The following is a 26907-nucleotide window of genomic DNA, read 5'->3' on the forward strand; positions in this document are numbered from 1 at the left end:
CGGTCATATTCAACGTCTTTTTAACCCACGACAAATGGGAGGTAGCCGGCTCGGATGGCAAATGGGATAGAGGTAATCACCACACCTAATATCAATACGATAAGTAAGGTTACATTGCCTCCCCATACTCGGTATGGAAGATTAGGATGAAGGTTGCGCGCTTTCCAGACAAGACTTACCGGCAATACCACCGCATAGAAAGCAAACATTTGCCCCGCATAACCTAACGCTAAGATAAATCCTTCCGGATAAAACAAAGCGAAAGCTAACGGCGGAATAAATGTCAGTAAACCGAGAGAAATACGCCCTGCAGAAATGTTAAACGAACGTTTTAACAAATCCTCAATACATTCCAACAAGCCCAATCCTACGCCTAAGAAAGAGGTCACTAAGGCTAAGGTAGAAAATAATTTCACCGCACTGGCAATCACCGAACTGCCCGTAATAGCAAGGGTTGCCTTAACTAAACCATTTAAAGTGGCATCTTCTTTTAGAATTTGTAAAAATTCATTTTGGGTGAGCAAACCATGGGTAGAAAGCTGCCATAAAATATAAGCACCAAGCGTAATCGCTGATCCCAATAAAATAGAAATTCGTAGTGCCTTAACATTTCCATCTAAATATTTATTCAAACTTGGAATAGAGCCATGGAAACCAAAAGCGGTAAAAAAGACCGGGCTGGCGGAGATAATCAATGCACTATCAATTGGCATTGCTAACAAATTATCCATTTTGATTTCCGGTAACATCAATCCTAATACCACGACAAATGCAGCCAACATAACAAAGAATAAAACACGGTTAATGCGATCCACACTATGTGTACCAATCACAATAAAAGCACCAAAAATCAAGGTAAACAAGATAATGCCGACACTGTTCCCCAGCCCTTCCGATAATAAACTATTTAATAAAGAGCCACCACCACTGATGTAGGCCGCAATTAAGGCATATAAAAAGATAATAAGAACAGCAGTAGCGACAACACGCCCGAACTTACCAAAATATTGTTCGGCGAGTGTCCCGATCCCGGCATCACTGTCTGCAGTTTGATAAAGTTCCACAAATAATAATGCGGTAAACGTTAGTAATGCCCAGAGCCCTAATAATAAAACTAATGTAAAACCAAATCCGATCCCTGCGGAAGTCAATGGCATCGCCAACATTCCTGCTCCAATCATCGTGCCGGATACCAGCAATGTGCTACCAACCGTTTTGTTCATAACATTTCCTTTTTGTAAGATAAAATTTACAGAAATTGTATTTTAAAATTTACATCCTGTAAACACCTACCACAAAAATATCTTTAGAATTCACTACGCTTTCTCGTTACAATAGCCAACAAATCAACTAAGACATAAAAAATAGGAGATCTTATGATTTATAGTATGACAGCCTTTGCCCGCCTTGAAGTCAAAAAAGATTGGGGCGATGCCGTGTGGGAAATCCGTTCTGTTAACCAACGCTATTTGGAAACCTTCTTTCGACTGCCTGAACAGTTTCGAGGTTTAGAAAATACATTGCGTGAAAAACTCCGCCAAAATCTCACTCGTGGCAAAGTTGAGTGTACGTTACGCATTGAAACCAAAAAGCAAGTCAATGACGAACTCAATCTCAATAAAGAACTGGCAAACCAAGTGATTCAATCTTTACAATGGATAAAAACTCAAGCAGGTGAAGGTGAAATTAACCTAACAGACGTTTTGCGTTATCCCGGCGTAGTGGAAACTCAAGAACAGGATTTGGATACCATTAGTCAAGATCTATTGATCGCCTTTGATGAATTACTCACCGACTTTATCGCAATGCGTAGCCGTGAAGGTGAAAAGTTACAAGATATTATTCAACAACGCTTAACCGCCATTACAATTGAAGCCGATAAAGTGCGGTCGCAAATGCCTGCTGTTTTACAATGGCAACGTGAACGTTTGTTGCAACGTTTTGAAGACGCCCAAATCAACCTTGAACCTCAACGTCTTGAACAAGAAATGGTTTTACTCGCACAACGCGTAGATGTCGCAGAAGAGCTTGATCGTCTACAAATGCACGTTAAAGAAACCACAAATATTTTGAAAAAAGGGGGGGCAGTCGGGCGTAAATTAGATTTTATGATGCAAGAGCTCAACCGTGAATCCAATACCTTAGCTTCAAAATCAATCAATGCGGATATCACTGCAGCAGCAGTAGAATTAAAGGTGTTAATTGAACAAATGCGTGAACAAATTCAGAATTTAGAATAGGAGAAAAGGATGGCTCAATTTATTCCATTAAATCAATATCAGCTGATTGAAGCACAGGGCGCTGATGCCGAAATCTATCTGCAAGGGCAACTCACCACCGATGTCATTACATTAGCTAGCGGAGCAACAACCCTTACTGCACATTGTGATCCCAAAGGCAAAATGAACGCAATCTTTCGTTTATTCAAAGTGAGCCAAACACAATTCTTTTTATTGGTGAAAAGAGATTTGTTGCCCGGTGCGCTAGAAGCACTAAAAAAATACGCCGTATTTTCCAAAGTCAGCTTTGATTTGTTGGATTGGCAAATTGTGGGCGTGATGGGAGAAAAATGTGGAAAAATTCAACCGCACTTTTCATTGGAAATAGATGAACAACGCACTATCCTACTCAATGAAACCCCATTATCGATCACCTTTAATGCTGAGGAAAAACTGTGGGAAGTGGCAGATATTCAAGCCGGTTTACCGGACTTAACGACAAAAACACAAAATGAATTTATTCCACAAGCTTTAAATCTTCAAGCGGTTGAACAGGCGATCTCCTTCACCAAAGGCTGCTATCTTGGACAAGAAATTGTGGCACGAGCGAAATACCGTGGTGCCAATAAGCGAGCGATGTTTATTCTCAAAGGGGAAACTACCGCCCAGCCCGAAATCGGTGATACTATTGAAATGCAAATAGACAATCATTGGAGAAAAACCGGCACGATCACAAGTGCGGTTAATCTTGGGGGGACTTTGTGGTTACAGGTCGTGATGAACAACGATGTGGAAACCGACCAACCATTCCGTTTAGTAGGAGATAACATTCCTCTTACCGTTCAACCCTTACCTTATGTATTAGAGTAAAATGGACGCACAATATTATATTGGGATAATGTCCGGTACGAGCCTAGACGGCGTAGATGTGGCACTGATGGATTTTTCCTCTACGCCACCTAAATTAGAGGCGACAGATTTTACCCCAATGCCCCAGCATCTACGTGAAAAAATCACCACGCTTGTGCAATCGGGCGAAACATCCTTACAACAACTGGGCGAATTAGATCATCAATTGGGACGGTTGTATGCAGATTGCGTTAATGCTTTCTTACAGAAATACCACCTTTCTCCGAAAGAAATTCAAGCCATTGGTTGTCATGGGCAGACCGTATGGCATTCCCCAAAAGGGCAATATCCCTTTACGATGCAAATCGGCGATATGAATTTACTTGCGGCTCACACCGGCATAACAACCATTGGTGATTTTCGACGCAAAGATATGGCATTCGGTGGGCAAGGAGCCCCCCTTGTGCCGGTATTTCATCAAGCCGTCTTTTCCGATCCCAACTATGCCACGGTCGTACTAAATATTGGTGGTATCAGCAATGTTTCTTTATTAATTCCGGCGCTGCCGATAGTGGGCTTTGACACGGGGCCAGGCAATACTTTGCTTGATCAATGGATCGAAAAACACAAAGGCATAACCTATGATAGAAATGGAGATTGGGCAGCGACAGGACAAATCAATGAAACATTACTAAGTACTCTGTTAGATGAACCATTTTTCCACCAACCTCCACCGAAAAGCACAGGACGAGAACAATTTAATTTAGTTTGGTTGGAACAAAAAATTCAACATTTGGCGTCAGATTCAACCGCACTTTTACCACAAGATGTGCAGGCGACACTGGTAGAATTGACCTCAACAAGCATTACTAATGCCCTAGCCAAATTTGAGACGGATTTACCCAAACGCTTGCTGGTTTGTGGCGGGGGGGCAAAAAATAGCTTAATCATGCAGCGCTTGACAGAACAGCTCCCACAATGGGAAGTTCACACCACCAATGATTTTGGAATAGATTCTGATTATGTCGAAGCAGCGGCTTTTGCTTGGTTAGCCTATCGTAGGCTAAATAATCAATCGGGAAATTTACCAGAAGTGACCGGCGCTCGAAGGGAAGTCAGTTTAGGTGCAATTTTTCCAATGCCTTAACTTCATAATATTTAAAAGATATATTCCATAAACAACCAAACCTCAGAGTGAAAATATCTACTGAGTATTCAAGATAGAGCGATTATGAATAAACCACTTCTTAACACACTCTCAACGTTGATAACAGAACAGCGTAATCCTAACTCAATGAACATCGATCAACTTTCTGCATTAGACATTGTGACGTTAATGAATGCTGAAGATAAACGGGTTCCCCTCGCTATCGAACGGGTGCTACCTCAAATTGCCCAAGCCGTGGAAGCGATTGTCAATGCCTTTCAACAAGGGGGAAGATTAGTTTATATTGGTGCGGGAACCAGCGGGCGATTAGGGGTATTAGATGCGTCAGAATGTCCCCCCACTTTTGGCGTCAGTGGAGAAATGGTAAAGGGGATTATTGCCGGCGGTGAACGGGCAATTCGCTATCCAGTGGAAGGGGCAGAAGACAGTCAAACGGCAGCAGTCGAAGATCTACAAACCATCCAATTTTCTACTCGGGATGTGTTGGTAGGTATTGCTGCTAGCGGACGAACGCCCTATGTACTCAGCGCATTAAACTATGCAAAACAATTAGGGGCATTAACAATTTCCGTTACCAGTAATCCCAATTCGGCAATGACACAAATCACAGATATTGACATCAATACTCTCGTCGGTGCCGAAGTCCTCACCGGTTCAAGCCGACTAAAATCCGGTACAGCACAGAAATTGGTACTCAATATGCTTTCAACTGCCTCAATGATTTTACTTGGTAAATGCTATGAAAATCTTATGGTGGATGTGCAGGCAAGCAACGAGAAACTCAAAGCTCGAGCCATTCGTATTGTTATGCAAGCTACCGATTGTGATGAAACTACGGCTGAACAAACACTTATCCTCGCTGAACAAAATACTAAATTGGCGATTATGATGATTCTAAGTGGACAACCCAAAGCGGCAGCAGAAAGATTATTAGAAAAAGAGAAAGGGCATTTGAGAAACGCCTTAAATCAGGGCGACATTTTATAGCAATTGTATAAACATAATTTGGCATTTGTAGGGACACACTGCGTGTGTCCGTTACAAAAATCAAATTATTTCAATAGGTTAAAATTCGGACACACGCAGTGTATCCCTACATCTCGTTGAAATGTCTGTTTTGTGCATTTGGGACATAATACAGACATTCTATAAACAACATTTATATTAAAGTTTTAAATATTTCAATCTTAAGGCATTCATCAAGACAGAAACGGAACTTAGAGCCATCGCTGCCCCAGCAATGACCGGGTTCAGATAACCTAAGGCGGCAAGCGGAATGCCAAGCACATTATAAATCAAGGCAAAAAAGAGATTTTGTTTGATATTTTTCAATGTGGCTTGGGCGATAAAAATGCCATCAACAAGATGATTGACCGACTGGCGCATAAGAGTGGCTGAAGCCACTTGCTCCGCCACATCAGCTCCCGATTTCATAGCAAAGCTGACGTTTGCCATCACCAATGCCGCGGCGTCGTTAATGCCGTCACCCACCATCGCAACAATTTTCCCCTCTTGCTGTAAAGCTTGAATTTTCGCGGCTTTATCACGCGGACTGAGCTTGCCAAATGCGATTGTAATATTAAGCTGTTGTGCAATATCGTCCACAACAGATTGACGATCACCACTCATTATCATGACATCAATATTTTGTTGATGTAAGCGTTCAATAGCGCCTTTACTTTCTTCCCGTAATGTGTCAGTGAGAGCAAATGCACCAACAATGTTGCCATTAATCGAAACAGCCACGATACTGGCAATCTCCCACACAGGGTCAAGTTGAATAGGTAAATTAAATCCACAGAACTCCGGTGAACCCACTTTCACTTCCCCTATTCCTTCAAGTTCAGCGGAAATTCCTGCACCGATTTTTGTATTCACCGAAAGTGCGGTCGGACTGATCAAATTTTTTTCTAATGTTTCACGCACAATCGCTTGAGCAAGGGGATGTGTTGCATACTGCTCTACTGCTGCACTCATTCGATATAAATCATCTTCAGAAATGACCGCACTTTCAGGTTGCCACACGGCTGCGATTTTTAGCTCCCCCGTTGTCAATGTGCCGGTTTTGTCTAAAATAACCGTATCAATATGGGCGGCTTGTTCCATCGCTGCCGCATCCTTAAACCAAATACCTTGGCTCACCGCTTTCCCCATTCCAGCCATAATCGCAGCCGGTGTAGCAAGCCCTAACGCACAAGGGCAAGCAATCACCAATACGGCAACGGCATGAATAATTGCCGTGCCAACATCGGCACTCAACCACCATGTTAGCCCAAGTGTTACAGCTGCAATCATAAGTACTATTGGAACAAACACTCCGGCAACTTTATCAGCGAAGCGGGCAATTGGTGCTTTTGTGCCTTGTGCTTCAGAAAGCGCTTTCATCATATCGCCTAACAATGTTTGCTTACCGAGTTGATTGGCACGATAAGTCAAACTGCCTTCCGTAACCATCGCTCCCGCAAGCACAGTGCTTCCTATTTGCTTCATTTCCGGTAAAGCTTCTCCGGTTAAATGGCTTTCATCACACCAACCATAACCCATTTCCACCACACCATCAGCTGCGATACGCTCACCTTGGTTAGCACGCAATACATCACCTATTTTCACTTGCTCAAGCGAAATAGTTTTCCAAGTTTCGTCACGCAACACGCCAACTTGTTTTGGGGTAAGCTGTAATAATGACTGTAAGCTATTTAGGCTACGTTTTTTTGTACGTTCTTCCAAAAATTTGCCTAAACTGACAAACCCTATCACCATAACCGCCGCTTCAAAATAGATGTCATGTAAAGCATTATGCCCTTGAGCCGTATGATAAAACAACATAAAAGCAGAATAGAAATAAATCGTGAGCGTCCCACTGCTGACTAATACATCCATATTAGCTAAACCGCCCCTAATGCTTCCTATCGCCGCACGGTAAAATGGGATAGCTAAGCCAAATTGAACAATCGTCGCCAACACAAATTGCCACATAGGTGGCAGCATTAAGTTGTGATAACCGGTAAGCATACCGATCATGCCAATGAGAAATGGCACATTAATCAGCAATAACAGCCAAAGTCGCCAATAGGATTTTTTTTCGTCCTTTTGAATAAGAGTGCTATCTTTCTTTAAAATACCTTTAAAGCCTGTTTTTTGAATAATATCAAGAATATCTTTTTCATTGGCTAATGTTGGATCAAAGTCTACTTGTGCTTCTTCCACAGCAAAATTAACGCCAGCCTGCTTAACAAAAATTTTTTTATTCAATACCTTTTCAATTCTATTCGCGCAAGATTGGCAAGTCATCCCCTCAATTTGAAGGATAATTTTCTTACTCTGTTGCATCGAAACCAGCATCCTCAATAACATCAATGAGTTGTGCAATAGTGATTTTTCCCTCATCAAATTGAATTTCGGCATAACCTTCAAGGGAAACATTCACTTGTGTTACCCCCTCCAATTCTTCCAATAAACAGGTTACACTTTTTACACAGCCACCACAATGCATCCCTGTTACAGTTAAACGAACGTTTTTCATAATTTTCTCCTACTGATATTGAATCATTGATTAATGTAAACTACTATAAACCTTAACTAAAGGTGAAGGTCAAGGTATTTTTTGGTGAATATTAGCAAAGCGGCGAAATTAAGTGGGCTCAGCACAAAACAAATTCGAGATTATGAAAAATTGGGCTTAATTAAACCGGCACATCGAAATATTTCCGGTTATCGCCATTATGAAGAAAAAGATATTGATAGGTTATATTTTATCCGTCATTCACGGGATGTGGGTTTTTCTTTACAACAAATTGCACAATTACTCGCCCTTCAAGATAACCCGGCACGTTGTAGCCGTGAGGTGAAAGCCCTAACCGCACAGCACATTGCAGTATTAAGACAACAAATTACTCAATTAGAAGAAATGGTTGAAGAGTTACAACATTGGTATGATGCTTGTCAGGGGAATGATTGTCCCGAATGTTCCATTTTGGACGGCTTAAAAGAGAAAAATTAATAATCCCAACTTTCAGGATCAATGCCCAATTGACGCATAATTTCTTTTGCTTCTTCCGGAATTTCATCATGGCGCTCTTTAAGTAAATCAGCATCGGTTGGCAGAGGCTGACCGGTAAAGGCATGAAGAAAAGCCTCACAAAGCAACTCACTATTGGTCGCATGGCGTAAACTTTTTAATTGGCGACGGGTACGTTCATTAGTCAAAATTTCCAATACTTTAATAGGAATTGACACCGTGATCTTTTTCACCTGCTCACTTTTCTTGCCGTGTTCCGCATAAGGGCTGATGTATTTGCCATCCCAATCTGCCATAACGCACCTTTTATAATAATTAAAAACCCAATAAGCGAGGATATTCTAAAGAAAAAACGAGTAAATAACAATCTAGACGGCTAAACGACCGCACTTTTCAACATCAAAGTTAATTGTAATTGATAAATGTTTTATCTCCGTGTCGCCGTCGAAGCGAAGGTGATTTTATCAGGGCGATAACTAATACAACCATACTGAAATGGGCGGCCATCAGCTAAATAAGTCGTGCTGGTGACACTCACAACCATATTGTATTCACCAAGATCTAGTGCATTTTCCTCTTCTTCATCGGCATAACGGAATACAATTTCCCGTTGTGAGTGACTGATGTTTAAGCCTAACTCATTTTCTAAATATTGATAAATTGATTGTTCTGCAATATCACGATTAATAAAAGGCACAATACGCCGATCAAAATAGGAAACCTCATATTCCACACGCTCTCCATCAATTTCACGTGTTCGAGCGATACGATAAAAGTCAATTTGATCATTGACGTTAAAGATTTTCATTAATTCTTCTTCACCCTGTACGATATATAAACTGCTTAATGTGGTTTTGACCTGATGTGACGAAAAAGGGTTTAATTCACCAACGGTTTTAATTTCAGAAAGTATTTGTGGTTTTGGTAAATGACGTTCTAAAACAATGGAGTTTCTACCTTGTTGCTTTTGAATGTAACCGTTTATTTCCAGTAGGGAAAGGGCTTTTCGGATAGTATCTTTTGAAAAACCATAATGTTGCATTAGTTCACTTTCACTCGGCAATTCTTGCTTTGCCGCTAACGTACCATTGCTAATATTCGCTTTTATATCGTGATAAACTTTCTTATATTTGCTCATATTCTACTCCGTCTATCTAATCTTTGATTCCATTCCCTTTTTTCTTCATAGGATAACATAAAAAATCCAAGTTATACGTACAAACATTGATTAAAATCATATTTTTACGTTAATGATAAAACTTTTACGTAAAAGATATTGCATCAAGTCTGATTTTCGTTAAAATTGACGACAACGTTTACTCCTAGGAGATATATTATGCTCACTCGTTCTAGCGGTGTTTTAATGCACATCACCTCACTCCCAAACTCATTTGGTATCGGTAGTTTTGGACAATCCGCTTATGACTTTGTAGATTTTTTGGTTGAAACCAAGCAAACCTATTGGCAAATCCTTCCGCTCACAACCACAAGCTATGGCGACTCACCTTACCAATCTTTTTCTGCCATTGCCGGTAATACTCATTTAATTGATTTTGAATTGTTAGAAAAAATGGGGCTTTTGCAAGAAACTGATTATCTTTCGGTCAATTTTGGGGATGATCCAACACAGGTTGATTATGAGCGTATTTTTTATGCCAGACGCCCTATTCTAGAAATTGCGGTAAAAAATTTCGTTGCAAATGATAAGTTACAACCTGCATTTGAAAACTTTGAAAAAAATAACCGCACTTGGTTAGCTGATTATGCCGAGTTTATGGCAATTAAAGAGCATTTTGGTAATCACGCCTTACAGGAATGGGAAGATAAACAAGCTATCGCACGAGAACCGGAAAGCTTAGAAAAATATCGCACAATGCTGGCACAGCAAATTCAATATTTTAAAGTTACACAATATTTTTTCTTTCAACAGTGGCAAGCCTTGAAAGATTATGCCAATCAAAAAGGCATCAAAATTATTGGAGATATGCCGATTTATGTTTCCGCAGATAGTGTGGAAGTCTGGACAAAACCGGAACTCTTCCAATTAGATGCCGAACGTAACCCTGTATTTGTAGCAGGTGTTCCGGCTGATCAATTCAGTGCTACGGGACAACTTTGGGGTAACCCACTTTATGATTGGAACGAGCATAAAAAACAAGGCTATGCTTGGTGGATTTACCGTATAAAGGAAAGCTTCAAAATTTACGATGTGCTTCGTATTGACCATTTCAAAGGGTTTTCTGATTACTGGCAAGTTGATGGAAAAGCGGAAATTGCGAAGTTTGGAAGCTGGCAACCTGGTCCGGGCTATGAGCTATTTGAAGCCGTAAAACGACAATTAGGCGATTTACCGATTATCGCTGAAGATCTGGGCAATATTGATGATAAAGCGAAAAAACTGTTAGCTGATTGCGGTTATCCCGGTATGAAAATTCTACAATTTGGTTTTGAAGATACCACGGGAGCCAGTTTTGATAGCCCTCATCATTGCATTCCTCATTGTATTGCTTACACAGGGACGCACGATAATGATGTCATTAATGGTTGGTATAACAATTTAACACCAGAGCAACAACAATATATCAATGACTATACACATCGTGGCACTGATGAATCTGTTTGTCAGGCAGTGATTCGTCAACTATTTGCAACGGTCAGTAATACAGCGATTGCCACTATGCAAGATATTTTAGATTTGCCAACCTGTTCAAGAATGAATATCCCTTCTACCATTGGTGGAAACTGGCAATGGAGAATGCAAAAAACCGATCTCACGCAAGATAAAAAAGATTTCTTAACAAAAATAACCGCTCTTTATCAAAGAGCGAATAAGGAAAAAAAACAATGATTAAATTTAGTACTTTTGTGCAAACCACAACCAACAAAACACTTGAAGAATTAAATGATCAAGATGTTTATGTACAATTATTAAACTATATAAAAACAATTTCTGCGGATAAGCCTAAAAATACCGGTAAACGTAAGGTTTATTATATTTCGGCTGAATTTTTGATTGGTAAATTATTATCTAATAATCTTATTAATCTTGGCATCTACCAAGAAATTAAAGATGAATTAGCTCGTGTAGGAAAATCATTAAGCCATATCGAAGATATTGAGCCTGAACCTTCTTTAGGAAATGGCGGCTTAGGCCGTTTAGCCTCTTGTTTTATTGATTCAATGTCAACTCTTGGCTTAAATGCAGAAGGGGTAGGATTAAATTATCATTGCGGTCTGTTTAAACAGGTCTTTAAACACAATGAACAAAAAACAGAACCCAATTATTGGATCGAAAACAATTCTTGGTTAGTCCCGACAAAAATTAGTTACGAAGTGCCATTTAAAGCCTTTACGTTAACATCAAAATTAGATCGTATTGATATTTTAGGTTATCAAAAATCGACTAAAAACTATCTCAACTTATTTGATATCAAATCAGTGAATTATCACTTAATTAAAAATGGCATTGAATTCGACAAAACCAATATTGAAGAAAACTTAACCCTATTTCTTTATCCGGATGATTCTGATAAAAACGGGGAGTTACTACGTATTTATCAACAATATTTTATGGTCTCCAATGCGGCACAATTATTAATTGATGAAGCGATTGAGCGTGGTAGTCATTTACACGATTTAGCAGATTATGCTTATGTACAAATTAATGATACCCACCCTTCAATGGTCATTCCGGAGCTCATTCGCTTACTCACCGAAAAACATCATTTGGAATTTACGGAATCGGTCAATATTGTGCGTAATATGGTGGGTTATACCAACCATACCATTCTTGCCGAAGCCTTAGAAAAATGGCCGCTTGATTATTTAGAAGAAATTGTCCCTCACTTGGTTGTGATTATCAAAAAATTAGATGAATTAGTACGTAGCGAATATCAAGATCCTGCGATACAAATTATTGATGAATACAACCGTGTGCATATGGCACATATGGACATCCATTTTTCAAATTCGGTAAACGGTGTGGCAGCATTACATACCGAGATTCTAAAAAATTCGGAACTCAAAGCATTTTATGCGATTTATCCAGAGAAATTTAATAATAAAACAAATGGGATTACTTTCCGCCGTTGGTTAGAATTCTCCAACCAAGAACTTGCTGCTTACCTTAAACAGTTAATTGGTGATAACTATCTGCAAGATGCCACACAGTTAGAAAAACTGCTTGCTTTTGCCGATGATAAACAGGTTCATCAAAAACTGGCGGAAATTAAGTTTAAGAACAAATTAGCCTTAAAAACCTATCTTAAAGAAAATAAAGGCATTGAGTTAGATGAAAATTCAATTATTGATACGCAAATTAAGCGTTTCCATGAATATAAACGTCAACAAATGAATGCACTTTATGTGATTCATAAATACCTTGAGATCAAAGCAGGTAAATTGCCTCAACGTAAAATCACCGTTATTTTTGGTGGAAAAGCAGCCCCTGCTTATATCATTGCGCAAGATATTATTCATTTAATTTTATGTTTATCCGAACTCATTAATAATGATCCGGAAGTCAATAAATACTTAAACGTTTATTTGGTGGAAAATTATAATGTCAGCGTGGCGGAAAAATTAATTCCGGCAACCGATATTTCCGAGCAAATTTCCCTCGCTTCAAAAGAAGCCTCAGGCACAGGGAATATGAAATTTATGCTCAATGGCGCATTAACGCTCGGTACGATGGATGGCGCAAATGTTGAGATAGCGGAGCTTGCGGGGGCTGAAAATATTTATACTTTTGGTAAAGATTCACAAAGTATTATTAAACTTTATGAAACGGCAAGCTACGTTTCAAAAGATTACTATGACAGTGACGAGCAGATTAAACGTGCGGTAGACTTCATCGTTAATCCGATATTGGTAAAACTTGGTAATGCGGAGCGTTTAGAACGTCTTTACCATGAACTCTTGAATAAAGACTGGTTTATGACCTTAATTGACTTTAATGCTTATGTAAAAGCTAAAGAGCAAATTTTAGCGGATTACGAAAATCAAGACAGTTGGAATAAAAAAGTCATTCAAAATATCGCCAAAGCGGGCTTCTTTTCCTCAGACCGAACGATTGCTCAATATAACAAGGATATTTGGCACTGTGAGGGTTAAAGGAGGGGCAATGAAACTACTTACCCTAAACGTACACGCGTGGTTAGAAGATAACCAAGCAGAAAAAATTGCCATTCTTGCTCAAACGATAGTGGAAAAGGGGTACGACATCGTTGCACTGCAAGAAGTCAATCAACTTATGGCAGCAATGCCTATAGCCCCAACCTTAAAGCAGGATAATTATGGCGTAATATTATTACGCCAAATTAACCAGCAAGTTGAGCAAAAATATTCATTATTTTGGAGCAATTCACATATTGGCTATGACAAATATGATGAAGGCATCGCATTTTTAACCCGCCTGCCGGTTTATGAAGTCGATCCTTTTTATTGTAGTCGGCATCAGCGACTTGATTCCATTCTCTCACGTAAAATACTAGGATTAACTGTGGAATACCAAAATCAGCTTATTGATTGTTATTCCTGTCATATTAATTTGCCTGACTGCGAAGGCGAAAATCAACTTGATAATATTCAAAATATCGTTAAACGTAGTCAGAGTGGAAATTTAAAAATCCTCATGGGGGATTTCAATACTGATGCAATCAGCAATCCACAAGCCTATCAGCAAATCAAATCATTAGGTTTACTTGATACTTACGAACTTGCCGAGCAAAAGGATTCGGGTATTACGGTAGAAAAAGCCATTGATGGCTGGCGCAGTCATAGCGAAGAAAAGCGTTTGGATTATATTTTTTTAAATCAAGCCAAAAGGGTATTATCAAGCCAAGTGATTTTTAACGGCAAAAATAAACCTGTGGTTTCCGACCATTTTGGCTTGGAAGTGGATGTCATATTGTAGGAGAAAACAAATGAAAAAATTGCTAAGTTTTGAATTTTGGCAAAAATTTGGCAAGTGCCTGATGGTGGTCATCGCTGTCATGCCCGCTGCCGGATTAATGGTCAGTATTGGTAATTCGTTACCTTTACTTAGCGATGCGGAATGGGTCGCACGCATTGGTAACATTATTGCCCAAATTGGCTGGGGAATTATCGGTAACCTCCATCTTTTATTTGCTTTAGCCATTGGAGGAAGCTGGGCAAATGAACGGGCAGGCGGTGCATTTGCCGCAGGTTTAGCCTTTATTTTGATTAACTTAATCACCGGTCATTTTTTCGGTGTAAAAATTGAAATGTTGTCGGATCCTAATGCTCATGTCGGTACATTATTTGCCGGTGACATTCCGGTAGCAAATTACTTTGTCAATATACTTGGGCAGCCGGCATTAAATATGGGCGTATTCGTCGGGATTATCGCAGGTTTTGTCGGTGCAACGACCTTCAATCGCTACTACAATTTCCGCAAATTACCTGAGGTTCTCACCTTCTTTAACGGTAAACGCTTTGTCCCTTTTGTCGTCATTTATCGCTCTGTACTGGTCGCATTAATCCTTGCCTTGTTCTGGCCTTTAGTACAGACGGGGATCAATCATTTCGGTCAATGGATTGCAAGTTCACAAAATAGTGCGCCAATCCTTGCCCCTTTTATCTACGGTACATTAGAGCGTCTTTTATTACCTTTTGGCTTACATCATATGCTGACTATCCCGATGAATTACACATCATTAGGGGGAACCTATGAGTTCTTAACCGGGGCTCAAAAAGGTGCACAAGTCTTTGGGCAAGACCCATTATGGTTGGCTTGGATCTCCGACTTAATTAATTTAAAAGATGCGGGAAATCTAGCACAATATAATGATTTACTTTCAAATGTAACGCCGGCTCGTTTCAAAGTGGGGCAAATGATTGGTTCAAGTGGTATCTTAATGGGGATCACCCTTGCTATGTATGTGAATGTCGATGCGGATAAGAAAAAACTCTATAAAGGGATTTTCCTTTCCTCTGCTCTTGCCGTATTCCTAACAGGCGTAACCGAACCGATTGAATATATGTTTATGTTCGCCGCCATGCCGCTTTATATCGTGTATGCTTTGGTTCAAGGTGCCGCATTTGCCATGGCGGATATTGTGAATTTACGGATGCATTCATTCGGTAATATTGAGTTTTTAACCCGTACCCCAATGGCGATTAAAGCCGGTATCGGTATGGATGTCATCAACTTTATTTGGGTTTCCATTCTCTTTGCCGTAGGAATGTTCCTCATTGCGAATTTTATGATTAAGAAATTCAACCTAGCAACCGCAGGGCGCAATGGTAACTATGATGCGAAAAGTGCCGACGAAAACACTTCCGGTGAACCTAAAGTCGCCAACGCAAGTGCACAGGTTGTCCAAATTGTGAATTTACTTGGTGGACGCAATAATATTGCCAATGTTGATGCTTGTATGACGCGCTTACGTATTTCTGTACATAACGCAGATTTGGTCGGTGATGAGTCTGGTTGGAAACAAGCCGGTGCAATGGGGGTTATTATCAAAGGTACCGGAATTCAAGCTATCTACGGACCGAAAGCTGATGTGCTTAAATCCGATATTCAAGATCTGCTTGCCTCCGGTGCTGAAATTCCAAAAGTTTAAATGAAGTTCCGGTATTATATTTATAATAGCGAACACATAAAATAGAAGTCATATCATTGTAGGGACGCCACGCTAGCGTCCTTATTTAAAAGATTAACCAGCATAGTGTCCCTACTGCGTATTCAATATAGGGTATATTGTGCAAGTGCGACATAATATTGAAAAAGTGCGGTCAAAATTGACCGCACTTTTTTCTTCCTAAAATCAACCAAGCATTAGCGCATTGTCACAAATTCTTCTGAACCCGTTGGGTGAATCGCTACGGTGTTATCAAAATCAGCTTTTGTTGCGCCCATTTTAATTGCAACCGCAAAACCTTGAATCATTTCATCCACTCCGAAACCGATTCCATGCAAGCCGACAATTTTCTCATCTTTGCCAACACAAACTAACTTCATTCGGCAAGGTTGGCGATATTGAGTGACTGCGGTGTACATTGCAGTAAAGGACGATTTATACACTTTCACGTTTTCTTCGCCATATTGCTCAATAGCCTGCGGTTCAGTCAGACCAATTGTGCCAATAGGAGGGTGACTAAATACCACCGTTGGAACGAGATTGTAGTCTAAATGCTCGTTAGGTTTACTATTGAATAGACGCTCAGACAAACGTCGACCTGCTGCAACCGCAACCGGTGTTAATTCAATACCGCCTTCAATAATATCACCTACCGCATAAACCCCTTTCACATTGGTATTTTGGTACTTATCTACCTTAATATAACCACGTTCATTGGTTTCCACACCCGCACGCGATAAGCCAATCTTATCGGTAGCCGGCTCACGACCTGCCGCCCAAATCACGCAATCCACAGTAATGCTACGTTCATGGTCAAATTTCGCCGTGAGAGAACCATCCTCATTCTTAATGATTTCTTGAATGGTCGTATGTTTGTGCAACAAAATACCGTCTTGTTCCAATACTTCAAGTAAGGTTTCAACAATTAATGGATCTTGATTTCGCATTGGTGCATGGCGGCGTACAACTAAGTGCGTTTCAGAACCAAGGCTATTTAGCACACCGGCAAGTTCCACTGCGATATACCCTGCACCAATAATCGCGACACGTTTAGGTAGTTCAGTTAATTCAAAGAAACCATCAGAATCAATGCCGTATTCTTGTCCTTTCACAGAATAAGGACGAAACGGTCTTCCTCCTGTCGCAATTAGAATATGATCTGCAGTCACCTGTTCAGTTGAGCCATCAGCAAAAGTGATCTCAATGGTATGAGCATCAATAAACTTACCGAATCCCTTAATCACATCAACGCTATTTTTAGCAAGTACATTGTTATAAGAAGTATGAATACGGCTAATGTAGGCCTGACGACTCTCAATAAGTTTTTCAAAATCAAACTTTTTCACATCCACATCAAAACCATAGTCGGGTGCATAGTGATGAATCGCCTCCGCAATTTGAGCGCCATAAAACATCACCTTTTTCGGCACACAGCCTACATTCACGCAAGTTCCACCTAAATATTTTGCTTCAATAATCGCACATTTTTTACCATAACTTGCGGCCCGATTAATTGAAGCAATGCCCCCACTACCACCACCAATGGCAATATAGTCATAATGTTTAGTCATTGTTTTACCCTTTTTTAAATATAGAAATTTTCCGTATTCTGCCGAAAATTCACCAAGAAAGCTATAAATTAGTATGATTGAGAATGCCTATATAGAAGTAAAGTGTAATCATTTTTACCTGTATCTGGCCAACTAAGATTTATCCTACTTTATCTTTTCTTGCAATCCTAATAAATCTGCGTATGATCCGACCCCTATTTTCAACTCGGGTTCCCTCACCCCGATTTCTATTGATTTAAAAAGGTAAAACATGAATATTAATTATCCTATTTTTAATACGCAACAAAAGCGTACCGCCCTCATTTGGTTAAGTTTTTTCCATATTTTGATCATTGCGGCAAGCAATTATTTAGTACAAATCCCCTTTGAAATTTCCCTAAAATTAACCGCACTTGGTGCCGCACAGGATTTTTCCTTCCATAGCACTTGGGGAACACTCACTTTTCCTTTCATTTTTCTTGCCACAGACTTAACGGTACGTGTGTTTGGTGCAAAAGAAGCCCGTTGGATTATTTTTATTGTGATGATCCCAGCTCTTATTATCAGTTATATCATTTCTGTGCTGTTCTCTGATTCTCAATATCAAGGTATCGGAGCATTAAATGGCTTTGATATGTTTGTTTTCCGCATTGCATTGGCGAGTTTTTTAGCTTATGTGGTAGGGCAATTATTAGATGTCACAGTATTCAACCGATTACGGCAACTTAAAACTTGGTGGATAGCCCCAAGCTGTTCAATGACCTTGGGCTCCATGGCAGATACCTTCGTATTTTTCAGTGTGGCATTCTACCAAAGTGCCGATCCTTTTATGGCTGAACACTGGGCACAACTTGGCTTTGTCGATTATTTATTCAAATTGTTTATTGGTATTTTGCTATTCATCCCTGCTTATGGCGTGGTATTGAATGTGATTTTGTGTAAACTCCAAACATTAAGCAACCAAAAATCGGTTTGATATTTATAGGGACACACTGAGTGTGTCCGAATTTTAACCTATTGGAATAATTTGATTTTTGTAGAGGATATACTGCATATAGCACTACAAATAAACCCAGAAAGCAAGTTTGTGCCGCAGCCACATAGTGCCAAAAAACCATTAAATATTGACCGCACTTTATGTTCAGCCAATCACTGTCCTTGGTTTTTATCCCAATTAATCCACATACGAGTGATTTGAAGTCGTCCTTCATTCATTTTGGTGCGAAAATACATCTTTAAACGCATCGCTTCTACACTTTCCCCTAAAAATGAGGCTTTCAAATCATAGGTAGCGGTCAGCCTATCTTTACCGATCGGTAACACTTTGACGGCTTTCAACATATCATAATACAATACCCCGTCTTTTAAATTATTCAGCCAATCTGCCTTGGTAAAACGATTTCGCTTTGCATCTCGAATCACGGTCAGCACAAAACCATCTGCTAATAATTTATCAAGCTCAAGATAATTTTCGTTTTCAAGGGCAATCACAAGTTGTGAGTACAATTCGGCGAGTTCAATCTGTTCTGCCTCACGATTTCGCATATCGTACAATGCCGGTGTAATGGCTATCGCACTGACTGTGAGTGATAATAATAGAGAAAAGAACACATGACGTAATTTCATTTTGCTTACCAAATCAAAAAGACAAGAGGAATAATATTCATCACAAGTGCTGTCGTTCCTGCCAAAATCAACTTAGATGTCCCAAACATCAAGCCTTGATTGACCCCCTTATCCAATTTCACCAACATATTCGCCATCGCAGTATTCGCAAATAAGCTCACAAAAGCAAAGATAATCAAATAAAGATAAGCAGTCATAAAGGAAAGAAAATCAATAACATAAAACCATGGTACGATCAATGTAATCACTAATAATGGAGCAATATAAGTGAGTTTTACTACACTAAAATCCAATTTACGTGTAAAACGGGATTGAAATAACACGGCAATTAAATTATTAACAAAGAAGGCAACCGGAATAGATTCAGGACTATCTAATAAGTTACTGAAAATATAGGGGAAAATAATATAAAAAGAAGTCCCCATTGCCAACGGAATAAAAAGAAGTAAATGTGCAAACACAAACCGCTTACTTAATACTTGCTTAATATTATAAAACCTAAAGGGGGTACTTCTCACTTTACAAGGCGTTTCTTTAACAGCAATCAGCATAAAGATCAACATCGACACTTCAATCGCACAGCTCAACCAAATCAACATTTCAGGTAATTGAAAATGTAAGAATGGGAGGGCAAGCAACGGGGCAAACATTGATGCGAGGCTTTGAATCCGCAAAAACTTCCCCTGCGCTTTGGCTTTATCCTGATAATTATCAGCCGCGGTAGAAAGCAACAAGGCTCGGGCATTAGTGCCAAATAATGTACTACCAAAACCAAAAAAGAATGTGGCTAATAACAAAAACGGATAATAATCGGTGGTGATCAACAAAATGTAAGCAACTGCATCCATCAAGCACCCCATCAGCATCATTTTTGAGCGCCCAAACTGATCACCCCATACCCCGGCAAAGAGAGAAAAAGCTTGGCTTGCAAATACCAACAGTGAAAATGCTGTGGCAATTTGTGAGGTTTCAAATCCTTTATTGTTCTGTAAATAAATAAAAAAGACGCTCTGCATTGCCGTGTATGCCACACCAGAGAAGAAACGTCGCCATAAAATGACATTTTGAATATTCATATTTCATTCTTTCCGAATCTAACTATCAAAAGATCGCCAAAGTGATCTGAAAAATCCATCAAATTTAACCGCACTTTCTCATTACAATCTTGATTTTTCCCCACCAAATTCATCTAATAAATTTTCAGTGAGTTTGCTAAGAATACCTGTCATCAAGACAAAATCCGCATCAAATCGTTGGGCGAAATCTTCTTTTAATATATCGTCATTTTTCTCACGTACCGTATCAGCAAATTTTAAGCGTTTAAGGGTACAATCCTCATGAAAGACAAAGGTGAGAATGTCTTCCCATTCCAATGCCAGTTTGCTCACGACTTTTTTGCCCTCTTGTAAAAGCGCTAGAATCTCATCGTTTTCAAGGGGTTGTTTTTTACAGCGAATCACACTGTCTTCTTGGCTGCCCCGCAACTCTGCTTCTTCAAGAGCAATCAGCCAATGCGGTAAACTATCTTGAGTGATCCAATCTGTCATCACCGTGCTGGGGTCATTGGCGAAAGCCAAAGGTACGACAGGTAAAGAACCCAAAGATTTTCGTAATAAAGCTAGAACGTCTTCTGCCCGCTTGCTTGATGCCGCATCCACATGAATCAGCTGATTTTCCGTATCAATCCATAAAGCGGTATGTTGATTTTTACTGAAAGCTCGTGGCAACAGGTTCATCACCACATCATCTTTTAAGGTTTGTTTTTCTACTTTTTTCAATTTGCGGTTTTCTTTCTGTTCCAAACTTTCGATACGTTCATCCAACTCACGTTTTACCACGTTTGCCGGCAAAATTTTTTCTTCCTTTTTTGCCACTAATAAAATGTGATTGCCCACGGAAAAATAGAGTAAATCCGCCCCCCGCAACGGATAACCCCAACCAAATTTACTTTGATCTTGAGCCCCACAAGGATGAAATTGACAGGTTTCAAGCTGTGTTTGAAGCTGATTACGTTCCCAATCCAAAGGTTTGGTAAGCCTATAACTCATTAAATTTTTAAACCACATCGTACACGTCCTTCATAATCAGGTAAAATAGGCGTCATTGTAGCCCATAAACTGACAGGAAAAAATGATGCAACAGAAATTAATCGCCTTTATTGGCGGCGGCAATATGGCACAAGCTATCGTGCTGGGTTTATTAAAACAAGGTTATCCGGCAGCACAAATTATTATCAATGACCCCAATGAAGAAAAACGGGCATATTTCGCCAAACTAGGTGTACAAACAGCAGAAAATAATGTGGAAAGCGTCACTCGTGCGGAAGTTGTTTTACTTGCCGTGAAACCACAAATGATGGCGGACGTCTGTGCGCCATTAAGTGCGGTAGATTTTTCCGATAAATTATTAATCTCCATTGCCGCGGGTATTTCCACTGCCCGTTTGCAAGCCCTGATTCCCAGTGCCAAATCCATTGTGCGGGTCATGCCAAACACGCCGGCATTGGTGGGGGAAGGTATGTCAGGATTATTTGCCCCTGAAAATACAGCAGAAACCGACCGCACTTTTGCCCAAGCTTTGTTAAATGCGGTGGGTAAAACGCTATGGGTGACAGAGGAAAATCAAATGCACACCGTAACCGCCGCATCCGGTAGTAGTCCGGCATATTTCTTTTTAATGTTAGAAGCGATGCAACAATCATTGATTGAAATGAATATAGATACCCACACCGCCCGTCAACTGGTGCAACAATCTATGCTTGGTGCGGCTAAAATGGTGGTGGAAAACCCACACATTACGCTTGCCACGTTAAGAGAAAATGTCACCTCAAAGGGTGGAACAACAGCCGCCGCATTAGATGTATTTAATAAGCGGCAATTTAATCAAACTGTAGAAGAAGCCATGCAAGCCTGTGTGGCACGCTCACAAGAAATGGAAGCCTTATTCTAATGCAAATTCGTCCCTTTTACTGGCTCTCCCTGAGCTTTCTTGGCTACTACTGCGCTTATGGCGTCTTTTTGCCGTTCTTTCCCGCTTGGTTGAAATCACAACAATACGGCGAAGAAATGATCGGGCTTGTTATCGGTAGTGCCTATATTTTCCGTTTTATTGGCGGATTATTTTTTTCCTCATTAATCAAAAAAGCCGATCACATCATCAATTCCCTGCGATTATTGGCGTTATGTTCCGCCCTGATTATGGCGACCATGAGTTTAGTTTCCGATAATTTTTGGTTACTGTTTTTTGCAATTGGACTTTTTGCTATGGTCAATTCTGCCGGTATGCCCATTGGCGATTCGCTGGCTTCCACATGGCAACGCCAAATCGGCTTGGACTATGGCAAAGTGAGGTTGATTGGTTCTATCGCCTTCATTTTAGGCGTCGTCGTATTTGGCGGAATGATTGGTTGGTTGGGCGAACAAAATATCGTTTGGATTTTAACCGCACTTTTATTATTTTATGCCTTGATTCAATTATTCACCCCAAGTATTCCCCCGAAAGATGAACCCTTAGAAGAAGGTGTATCAAGCCAAATCAGTTTTTTAGCGTTATTAAAAAAACCAACTACATTACGCGTTATGCTTGCCGTGGGGCTAATCCAAGGCTCTCACGCAGCTTATTATGTTTACAGCACGATCTATTGGACAAATATCGGTCTTTCAGTGCCACAAACCAGTTTACTTTGGGGCGTTGGTGTATTAGCTGAAATTTTATTATTCTTCTTTTCACGCCGTTTATTCCAAAGTTGGTCGGTGAGCAGAGTTTTCTTTTTGTCTGGATTCGTGGCAACTTTACGTTGGGCCGGTTTGGCTTACGCAAACACCTTCTGGCAAATTTTACCGCTCCAACTGGCGCATAGCCTCACTTATGCCGCTTGCCATTATGCGATTGTGCGCTATATCACCACACAACCGCAAAACCATATTGCAAAATTGCAAGGGCTGTATAACGGCTTATCAAATGGCGCGCTTATCGCCCTTTTCACCGCAATTTCAGGTCTCATTTACCCGATTTCACCAACAATAACGTTCTTACTGATGAGTGCTATTGCCGCGACATCATTTTTCATCATTCCACGCAAATTGGATGCATTTTTGGTGAAAGCTAATTGATTATATGAAAGGAGAGTGAAAAAACATCACTCTCCCTGCATTCCATTTAATCAATCAGAAAAAACGGCGACTAAAAATAGGTTGTGGGCACCAAAGGACTAAACTAAACCAAACAAAAACCGACCGCACTTTAACCGGCAACGGTTGGTAAATAACCGGCTTGAATGAGAAATGGAATCACCATAATCACGATACCAATGACTAAAGCAAGAACTAGCGCTATATTTCCACCAAGAACACGATAAGGTAAATGAGGATTTTTTTGGCGGGTACGCCATGCTAAGCCAATCGGTAAAATTAAGCAGTAAAAGGCACACAGCAATCCGGCATAGCTTAATGCCGTGATAAAGCCTTCAGGGTAGAAGAGGGCAAATACGAGAGGGGGGATAAATGCGGCAAAGGTGAGTGAAATTCGGTTATGAGGCAAACGATAGCGCTTAAATAAATCGCCTAGACCTTCAAATACCCCAAGCATTACGCCAAGAAAGGAGGTAATCAAAGCAAGGGCAGAAAAAATACGCACCACCTCACCCATTACATTTGATCCCGTAATTTCACGTACAGCATTGACTAAACCATTTAAGGTGGGATCTGCCTGCAAAATACGAACAAATTCGCTTTGGCTTAACACGCCATGCGTTGCCAGCTGCCATACTAAATAGGCAATAAGCGGTATTGCTGTACCAATAAGAATGGCTTTGCGGAATTGAGTAACGTTCCCTCCTAAATAGCTGTTTATACTTGCCATAATTACGTGAAAGCCAAAAGAGGTGAAAAAAATCGGTGCGGCAGAGATCACAAAAGCATAATTAAGTGGCAGTGCCATCAAGTTATCTGTTGCCACTTTAGGCAGCATCATAAACAATACGAAAGCGAAAGCAATTAATTTACCGATAAACAATAAACGGGTAATGCCATCTACGCCTTTTGTTCCTATCACCACAAAAGAACCCAATACTAGAGTGAAAATAATGATTGCAATGTTAGGCGACATCGCGTCCATACCAAATGCGGTAGGTAAACCGGAAAGCAAAGAACCACCGCCGGTAATATACGCTGCAGAGAGCGCATAAAGTAAAATTAATAGGCTTAATGTTGCTAAAATACGCCCCGGTACACCAAAGTATTTTTCTGCTAGAGTGGCAACACCGTCATCAAGTTGATCTGCAGTTTGATACACTTCGACAAATAATAAACCGCTATAAACGAGCAAAATCCAAAGTCCGGCTAATAACAGAACTGTATAACCAAATCCCATTCCTGCTGAGGTTAATGGCATAGCAAGCATTCCTGCACCAATGGTTGTCCCAGCAATAATTAAGGCACTCCCGAAAGTTTTATTTTTTAGCATAATATTAACCTTATATTTCTAGTTGTTGTGTTTGAAAATGATATGAAAAAATCTCAGTTAAATTTGACCGCACTTTTCTTTGTAATGAGACCGACAAACGGAAAGGTAGGTGTCGTTTCCGCCAATTTGGATTTGCTCCCCCTCTTTGATGACTTCACCATTTTCAGTGAGACGAAGGACAAAATTTGCTTTGCGTCCGCAATAACAAATAGTTTTTAATTCTTCCAATTGATCTGCCCAAGCCAACAAATATTTGCTTCCTTCAAATAACTCCGCTTGGAAATCGGTGCGTAATCCATAGCACAGTACGGGGATTTTGAGCTTATCCACCACATCACTCAACTGATAGACCTGTTGTTTGGTGAGAAATTGAGCTTCATCAATCAGCACACAATGAATTTTTTCCTGTTGTAAATGTTGACTAATTTCATAAAACAAATTGGTATCGCCATTAAACAAATTTGCCTCTTGAGAAATGCCGATGCGGGAAGTAACTTTTCCCACGCCAAAGCGATCATCTATCGCAGCCGTATAAACAAGGGTGTTCATGTTACGTTCACGGTAATTATAAGAAGATTGTAATAGCGTGGTGGATTTTCCGGCATTCATGGTGGAATAATAAAAGTACAATTTTGCCATTATTTAAGTGCCCATTTCCAAATGTGATAAGTGATAAAACCGGCAAAAGGTGGCAATGCCGCAAGCAAAAATGCACCATAAGTCGTCCCCCCACCCAGTTGTTGTCCTGCCAAAGTGAGAAGATTTACTATCTCATCACTTGAAGAAGAGAAGACCCATACACCAATAGCAATTAACACAATAAAGCAGCCCATTCCTGCCGCGCGCATTGCACGAAATTTAATTTCTTTCATTCAATTCCCCTTAAATGAGAGTTCAGTCATAGGCCAACGAGGTTTGACATCTATCGATAATCCGTTTTGCTGACCTTGTTTTAAACGTAAAAAACCCGTGTAGGCGATCATTGCACCATTGTCAGTACAAAATTGAGGTTGGGGATAAAAGACTTCCCCCTTTAAATTTTTCATTAATATCGCCAAAGTTTCACGTAACCTTTTGTTTGCACTCACGCCCCCCGCAATGACTAAACGTTTATACCCCGTCTCTTTTAATGCTCGTTTGCATTTAATTGCTAAAGTATCCACGACAGCCTCCTGAAAAGCATAAGCGATATCTGCTTTGGTTTTCTCGGTTAATTCTCCTTCCTCTTTCAGGGCTTGATTTACCGTGTTGGCTGCAAAGGTTTTCAAACCGGAAAAGCTAAAATCTAATCCCGGGCGATCTGTCATTGGACGGGGGAAAATGAAACGATTCGGTGTACCTTGTTCCGCTAAACGGGAAAGTGCCGCTCCCCCCGGATAATCCAATCCGAGCAACTTCGCGGTTTTATCAAAAGCTTCGCCTGCGGCATCATCAATGGATTCCCCAATGACTTTATAACGCCCTACACCGTCCACCCGTACTAACTGTGTGTGTCCGCCCGAAACCAACAAAGCTACAAAAGGAAAATGCGGTCGATTTTCCTCTAACATTGGGGCAAGCAAATGCCCTTCCATATGGTGCACCCCAATTGCCGGTACATTCCAGGCATAGGCCAGTGAGCGGGCAATCGTCGCCCCAACAAGCAAAGCTCCGACAAGCCCGGGACCACTGGTGTAAGCCACACCATCAATGTCTTCCGCTGTTAAGTTTGCTTCCGCCAATGCTGCCTGAATCAAAGGTGCCGTTTTACGGATATGATCACGAGAAGCAAGCTCCGGCACGACACCACCATAATCCGCATGGAGTGCAATTTGAGTATAAAGCTGATTTGCAATTAACCCCTTTTCTTCGTCATAAATTGCTACGCCCGTTTCATCACAGGAGGTTTCAATTCCTAAGATTTTCATTGATTTTCTCAATTTAGTTTCTAAAATAAGGCGCGATTTTACCTTGTTTAAGCGGTTTTAACCAGTTGAAACCATGAATTAAGGCGAATTACGCATTCTTTCCTTTACTTTCTCCCTGAAATTAGATTAGAATTGCGACCTTTATTGAATTTGCCATTTATGGCATAGATAAATTTTTAAATTGCAATTAAATTAAACTCATTGAGGTGATTGGCTTATGCCTGTAATTAAAGTACGTGAAAACGAATCATTTGACGTAGCTTTACGTCGTTTCAAACGCTCTTGCGAAAAAGCCGGTATCTTGGCTGAAGTTCGCGCTCGTGAATTCTATGAAAAACCAACTACTGTTCGTAAACGTGAAAAAGCAACGCTCGCTAAACGTCACGCTAAACGCAACGCTCGCGAGAATGCGCGTAATACCCGTTTATACTAATTTGTAGTATTTTCTAACTCGAGTTAAGACAAACCGTGGTTCCTTTGGTATCACGGTTTTGTTGCTT

Annotated in this window: 26 protein-coding genes; 13 read left to right on the forward strand and 13 right to left on the reverse strand. The window is 40.3% G+C overall.

The window, feature by feature from the left end:
• Positions 1-20: 20 nt before the first annotated feature.
• Complete coding sequence (locus tag BKK54_RS07620) at positions 21-1223, reverse strand: aromatic amino acid transporter (RefSeq protein ID WP_077542503.1); 1203 nt, start codon at positions 1221-1223, stop codon at positions 21-23.
• Positions 1224-1376: 153 nt separating this feature from the next.
• Between BKK54_RS07620 and BKK54_RS07625 the strand changes: the two genes are divergently transcribed.
• From BKK54_RS07625 to murQ, 4 genes are all read left to right on the forward strand, one after another.
• Entirely contained in the window at positions 1377-2240 is an 864-nt protein-coding gene (locus BKK54_RS07625; protein WP_077542504.1) for a YicC/YloC family endoribonuclease, read from the forward strand.
• A gap of 9 nt (positions 2241-2249) precedes the next feature.
• A complete protein-coding gene (locus tag BKK54_RS07630) occupies positions 2250-3089 on the forward strand; it encodes a YgfZ/GcvT domain-containing protein (RefSeq protein ID WP_077542505.1) in 840 nt (279 codons plus the stop codon).
• Between the two features lies 1 nt (position 3090).
• Positions 3091-4215 carry an anhydro-N-acetylmuramic acid kinase gene (locus tag BKK54_RS07635; protein WP_077542506.1) on the forward strand — a complete coding sequence of 375 codons (1125 nt, stop codon included), beginning with the start codon at positions 3091-3093 and terminating at the stop codon, positions 4213-4215.
• A gap of 84 nt (positions 4216-4299) precedes the next feature.
• Positions 4300-5223: an N-acetylmuramic acid 6-phosphate etherase gene (murQ, locus tag BKK54_RS07640; protein WP_077542507.1), complete on the forward strand. Its 924-nt coding sequence runs from the start codon at positions 4300-4302 to the stop codon at positions 5221-5223.
• A 177-nt stretch (positions 5224-5400) separates the two neighbouring features.
• Here murQ and BKK54_RS07645 read toward each other — a convergent pair whose 3' ends face one another.
• Both BKK54_RS07645 and BKK54_RS07650 read right to left on the reverse strand, forming a co-directional pair.
• Positions 5401-7578 (reverse strand): heavy metal translocating P-type ATPase, encoded by a 2178-nt coding sequence (locus BKK54_RS07645; RefSeq protein ID WP_077542508.1) that lies wholly within the window; start codon positions 7576-7578, stop codon positions 5401-5403.
• The gene (locus BKK54_RS07650) at positions 7553-7759 is read right to left on the reverse strand and encodes a heavy-metal-associated domain-containing protein (RefSeq protein WP_077542509.1); all 207 of its coding nucleotides are present in this window, start codon (positions 7757-7759) and stop codon (positions 7553-7555) included. Before BKK54_RS07650 ends, BKK54_RS07645 begins: the two co-directional genes overlap by 26 nt.
• An 84-nt stretch (positions 7760-7843) precedes the next feature.
• Here BKK54_RS07650 and BKK54_RS07655 point away from each other — a divergent pair, with 84 nt between their 5' ends.
• Positions 7844-8236, forward strand: coding sequence for a Cu(I)-responsive transcriptional regulator (locus BKK54_RS07655; RefSeq protein WP_077542510.1), 393 nt, complete (start codon positions 7844-7846; stop codon positions 8234-8236).
• Here BKK54_RS07655 and metJ read toward each other — a convergent pair.
• On the reverse strand, positions 8233-8550 hold the full coding sequence (gene metJ / locus BKK54_RS07660; protein ID WP_077542511.1) for a met regulon transcriptional regulator MetJ: 318 nt from the start codon (positions 8548-8550) through the stop codon (positions 8233-8235). The two genes, BKK54_RS07655 and metJ, sit on opposite strands and share 4 nt — an antisense overlap.
• A 131-nt stretch (positions 8551-8681) precedes the next feature.
• The gene (locus BKK54_RS07665; protein WP_077542512.1) at positions 8682-9392 is read right to left on the reverse strand and encodes a UTRA domain-containing protein; all 711 of its coding nucleotides are present in this window, start codon (positions 9390-9392) and stop codon (positions 8682-8684) included.
• A 198-nt stretch (positions 9393-9590) separates the two neighbouring features.
• On the opposite strand from BKK54_RS07665, the gene malQ reads away from it, so the two are divergent.
• From malQ to BKK54_RS07685, 4 genes are read left to right on the forward strand one after another with little or no spacing between them, the layout of a single operon-like run.
• The gene (malQ, locus tag BKK54_RS07670) at positions 9591-11102 is read left to right on the forward strand and encodes a 4-alpha-glucanotransferase (RefSeq protein ID WP_143541441.1); all 1512 of its coding nucleotides are present in this window, start codon (positions 9591-9593) and stop codon (positions 11100-11102) included.
• Positions 11099-13366 (forward strand): glycogen/starch/alpha-glucan family phosphorylase, encoded by a 2268-nt coding sequence (gene glgP, locus BKK54_RS07675; RefSeq protein ID WP_077542513.1) that lies wholly within the window; start codon positions 11099-11101, stop codon positions 13364-13366. The genes malQ and glgP overlap by 4 nt, the downstream gene beginning before the upstream one ends.
• Positions 13367-13376: 10 nt before the next feature.
• On the forward strand, positions 13377-14168 hold the full coding sequence (locus BKK54_RS07680; protein WP_077542514.1) for an endonuclease/exonuclease/phosphatase family protein: 792 nt from the start codon (positions 13377-13379) through the stop codon (positions 14166-14168).
• A gap of 10 nt (positions 14169-14178) precedes the next feature.
• Entirely contained in the window at positions 14179-15843 is a 1665-nt protein-coding gene (locus tag BKK54_RS07685) for a PTS transporter subunit IIBC (RefSeq protein ID WP_077542515.1), read from the forward strand.
• A 215-nt stretch (positions 15844-16058) separates the two neighbouring features.
• Here BKK54_RS07685 and gorA read toward each other — a convergent pair whose 3' ends face one another.
• Positions 16059-17432, reverse strand: a complete 1374-nt coding sequence (gene gorA, locus BKK54_RS07690) for a glutathione-disulfide reductase (protein WP_077542516.1) — start codon at positions 17430-17432, stop codon at positions 16059-16061.
• Between the two features lie 250 nt (positions 17433-17682).
• Here gorA and BKK54_RS07695 point away from each other — a divergent pair, with 250 nt between their 5' ends.
• Positions 17683-18387: a 7-cyano-7-deazaguanine/7-aminomethyl-7-deazaguanine transporter gene (locus tag BKK54_RS07695; protein ID WP_077542517.1), complete on the forward strand. Its 705-nt coding sequence runs from the start codon at positions 17683-17685 to the stop codon at positions 18385-18387.
• Between the two features lie 173 nt (positions 18388-18560).
• Here BKK54_RS07695 and BKK54_RS07700 read toward each other — a convergent pair whose 3' ends face one another.
• From BKK54_RS07700 to rdgC, 3 genes are all read right to left on the reverse strand, one after another.
• Positions 18561-19037: a hypothetical protein gene (locus BKK54_RS07700; protein ID WP_077542518.1), complete on the reverse strand. Its 477-nt coding sequence runs from the start codon at positions 19035-19037 to the stop codon at positions 18561-18563.
• Positions 19038-19042: 5 nt separating this feature from the next.
• Positions 19043-20113 (reverse strand): MFS transporter, encoded by a 1071-nt coding sequence (locus tag BKK54_RS07705; protein ID WP_077542519.1) that lies wholly within the window; start codon positions 20111-20113, stop codon positions 19043-19045.
• 81 nt (positions 20114-20194) lie between these two features.
• The gene (gene rdgC / locus BKK54_RS07710; protein ID WP_077542520.1) at positions 20195-21103 is read right to left on the reverse strand and encodes a recombination-associated protein RdgC; all 909 of its coding nucleotides are present in this window, start codon (positions 21101-21103) and stop codon (positions 20195-20197) included.
• A 67-nt stretch (positions 21104-21170) separates the two neighbouring features.
• Here rdgC and proC point away from each other — a divergent pair, with 67 nt between their 5' ends.
• Together proC and BKK54_RS07720 are read left to right on the forward strand one after the other, a co-directional pair.
• On the forward strand, positions 21171-21986 hold the full coding sequence (proC, locus tag BKK54_RS07715; protein ID WP_077542521.1) for a pyrroline-5-carboxylate reductase: 816 nt from the start codon (positions 21171-21173) through the stop codon (positions 21984-21986).
• Positions 21986-23149 carry a 3-phenylpropionate MFS transporter gene (locus tag BKK54_RS07720; RefSeq protein WP_077542522.1) on the forward strand — a complete coding sequence of 388 codons (1164 nt, stop codon included), beginning with the start codon at positions 21986-21988 and terminating at the stop codon, positions 23147-23149. The genes proC and BKK54_RS07720 overlap by 1 nt, the downstream gene beginning before the upstream one ends.
• Positions 23150-23279: 130 nt before the next feature.
• Here the strand turns inward: BKK54_RS07720 and BKK54_RS07725 are convergent, their stop codons facing one another.
• The 4 genes from BKK54_RS07725 to tsaD are packed head-to-tail and all read right to left on the reverse strand — an operon-like array spanning position 23280 to position 26407.
• Positions 23280-24500: an aromatic amino acid transport family protein gene (locus tag BKK54_RS07725; protein ID WP_077542523.1), complete on the reverse strand. Its 1221-nt coding sequence runs from the start codon at positions 24498-24500 to the stop codon at positions 23280-23282.
• Positions 24501-24557: 57 nt separating this feature from the next.
• Positions 24558-25139 (reverse strand): thymidine kinase, encoded by a 582-nt coding sequence (locus tag BKK54_RS07730; RefSeq protein ID WP_077542524.1) that lies wholly within the window; start codon positions 25137-25139, stop codon positions 24558-24560.
• Positions 25139-25372 carry a hypothetical protein gene (locus tag BKK54_RS07735; RefSeq protein WP_077542525.1) on the reverse strand — a complete coding sequence of 78 codons (234 nt, stop codon included), beginning with the start codon at positions 25370-25372 and terminating at the stop codon, positions 25139-25141. The genes BKK54_RS07730 and BKK54_RS07735 overlap by 1 nt, the downstream gene beginning before the upstream one ends.
• Positions 25373-26407, reverse strand: a complete 1035-nt coding sequence (gene tsaD, locus BKK54_RS07740; RefSeq protein ID WP_077542526.1) for a tRNA (adenosine(37)-N6)-threonylcarbamoyltransferase complex transferase subunit TsaD — start codon at positions 26405-26407, stop codon at positions 25373-25375. It abuts the gene before it with no gap.
• Positions 26408-26624: 217 nt separating this feature from the next.
• Between tsaD and rpsU the strand changes: the two genes are divergently transcribed.
• Positions 26625-26840 (forward strand): 30S ribosomal protein S21, encoded by a 216-nt coding sequence (gene rpsU / locus BKK54_RS07745; RefSeq protein WP_018356521.1) that lies wholly within the window; start codon positions 26625-26627, stop codon positions 26838-26840.
• Positions 26841-26907 lie beyond the last annotated feature (67 nt).

Source organism: Rodentibacter genomosp. 1 (assembly GCF_001999285.1).
Taxonomy (GTDB): Bacteria; Pseudomonadota; Gammaproteobacteria; order Enterobacterales; family Pasteurellaceae; genus Rodentibacter.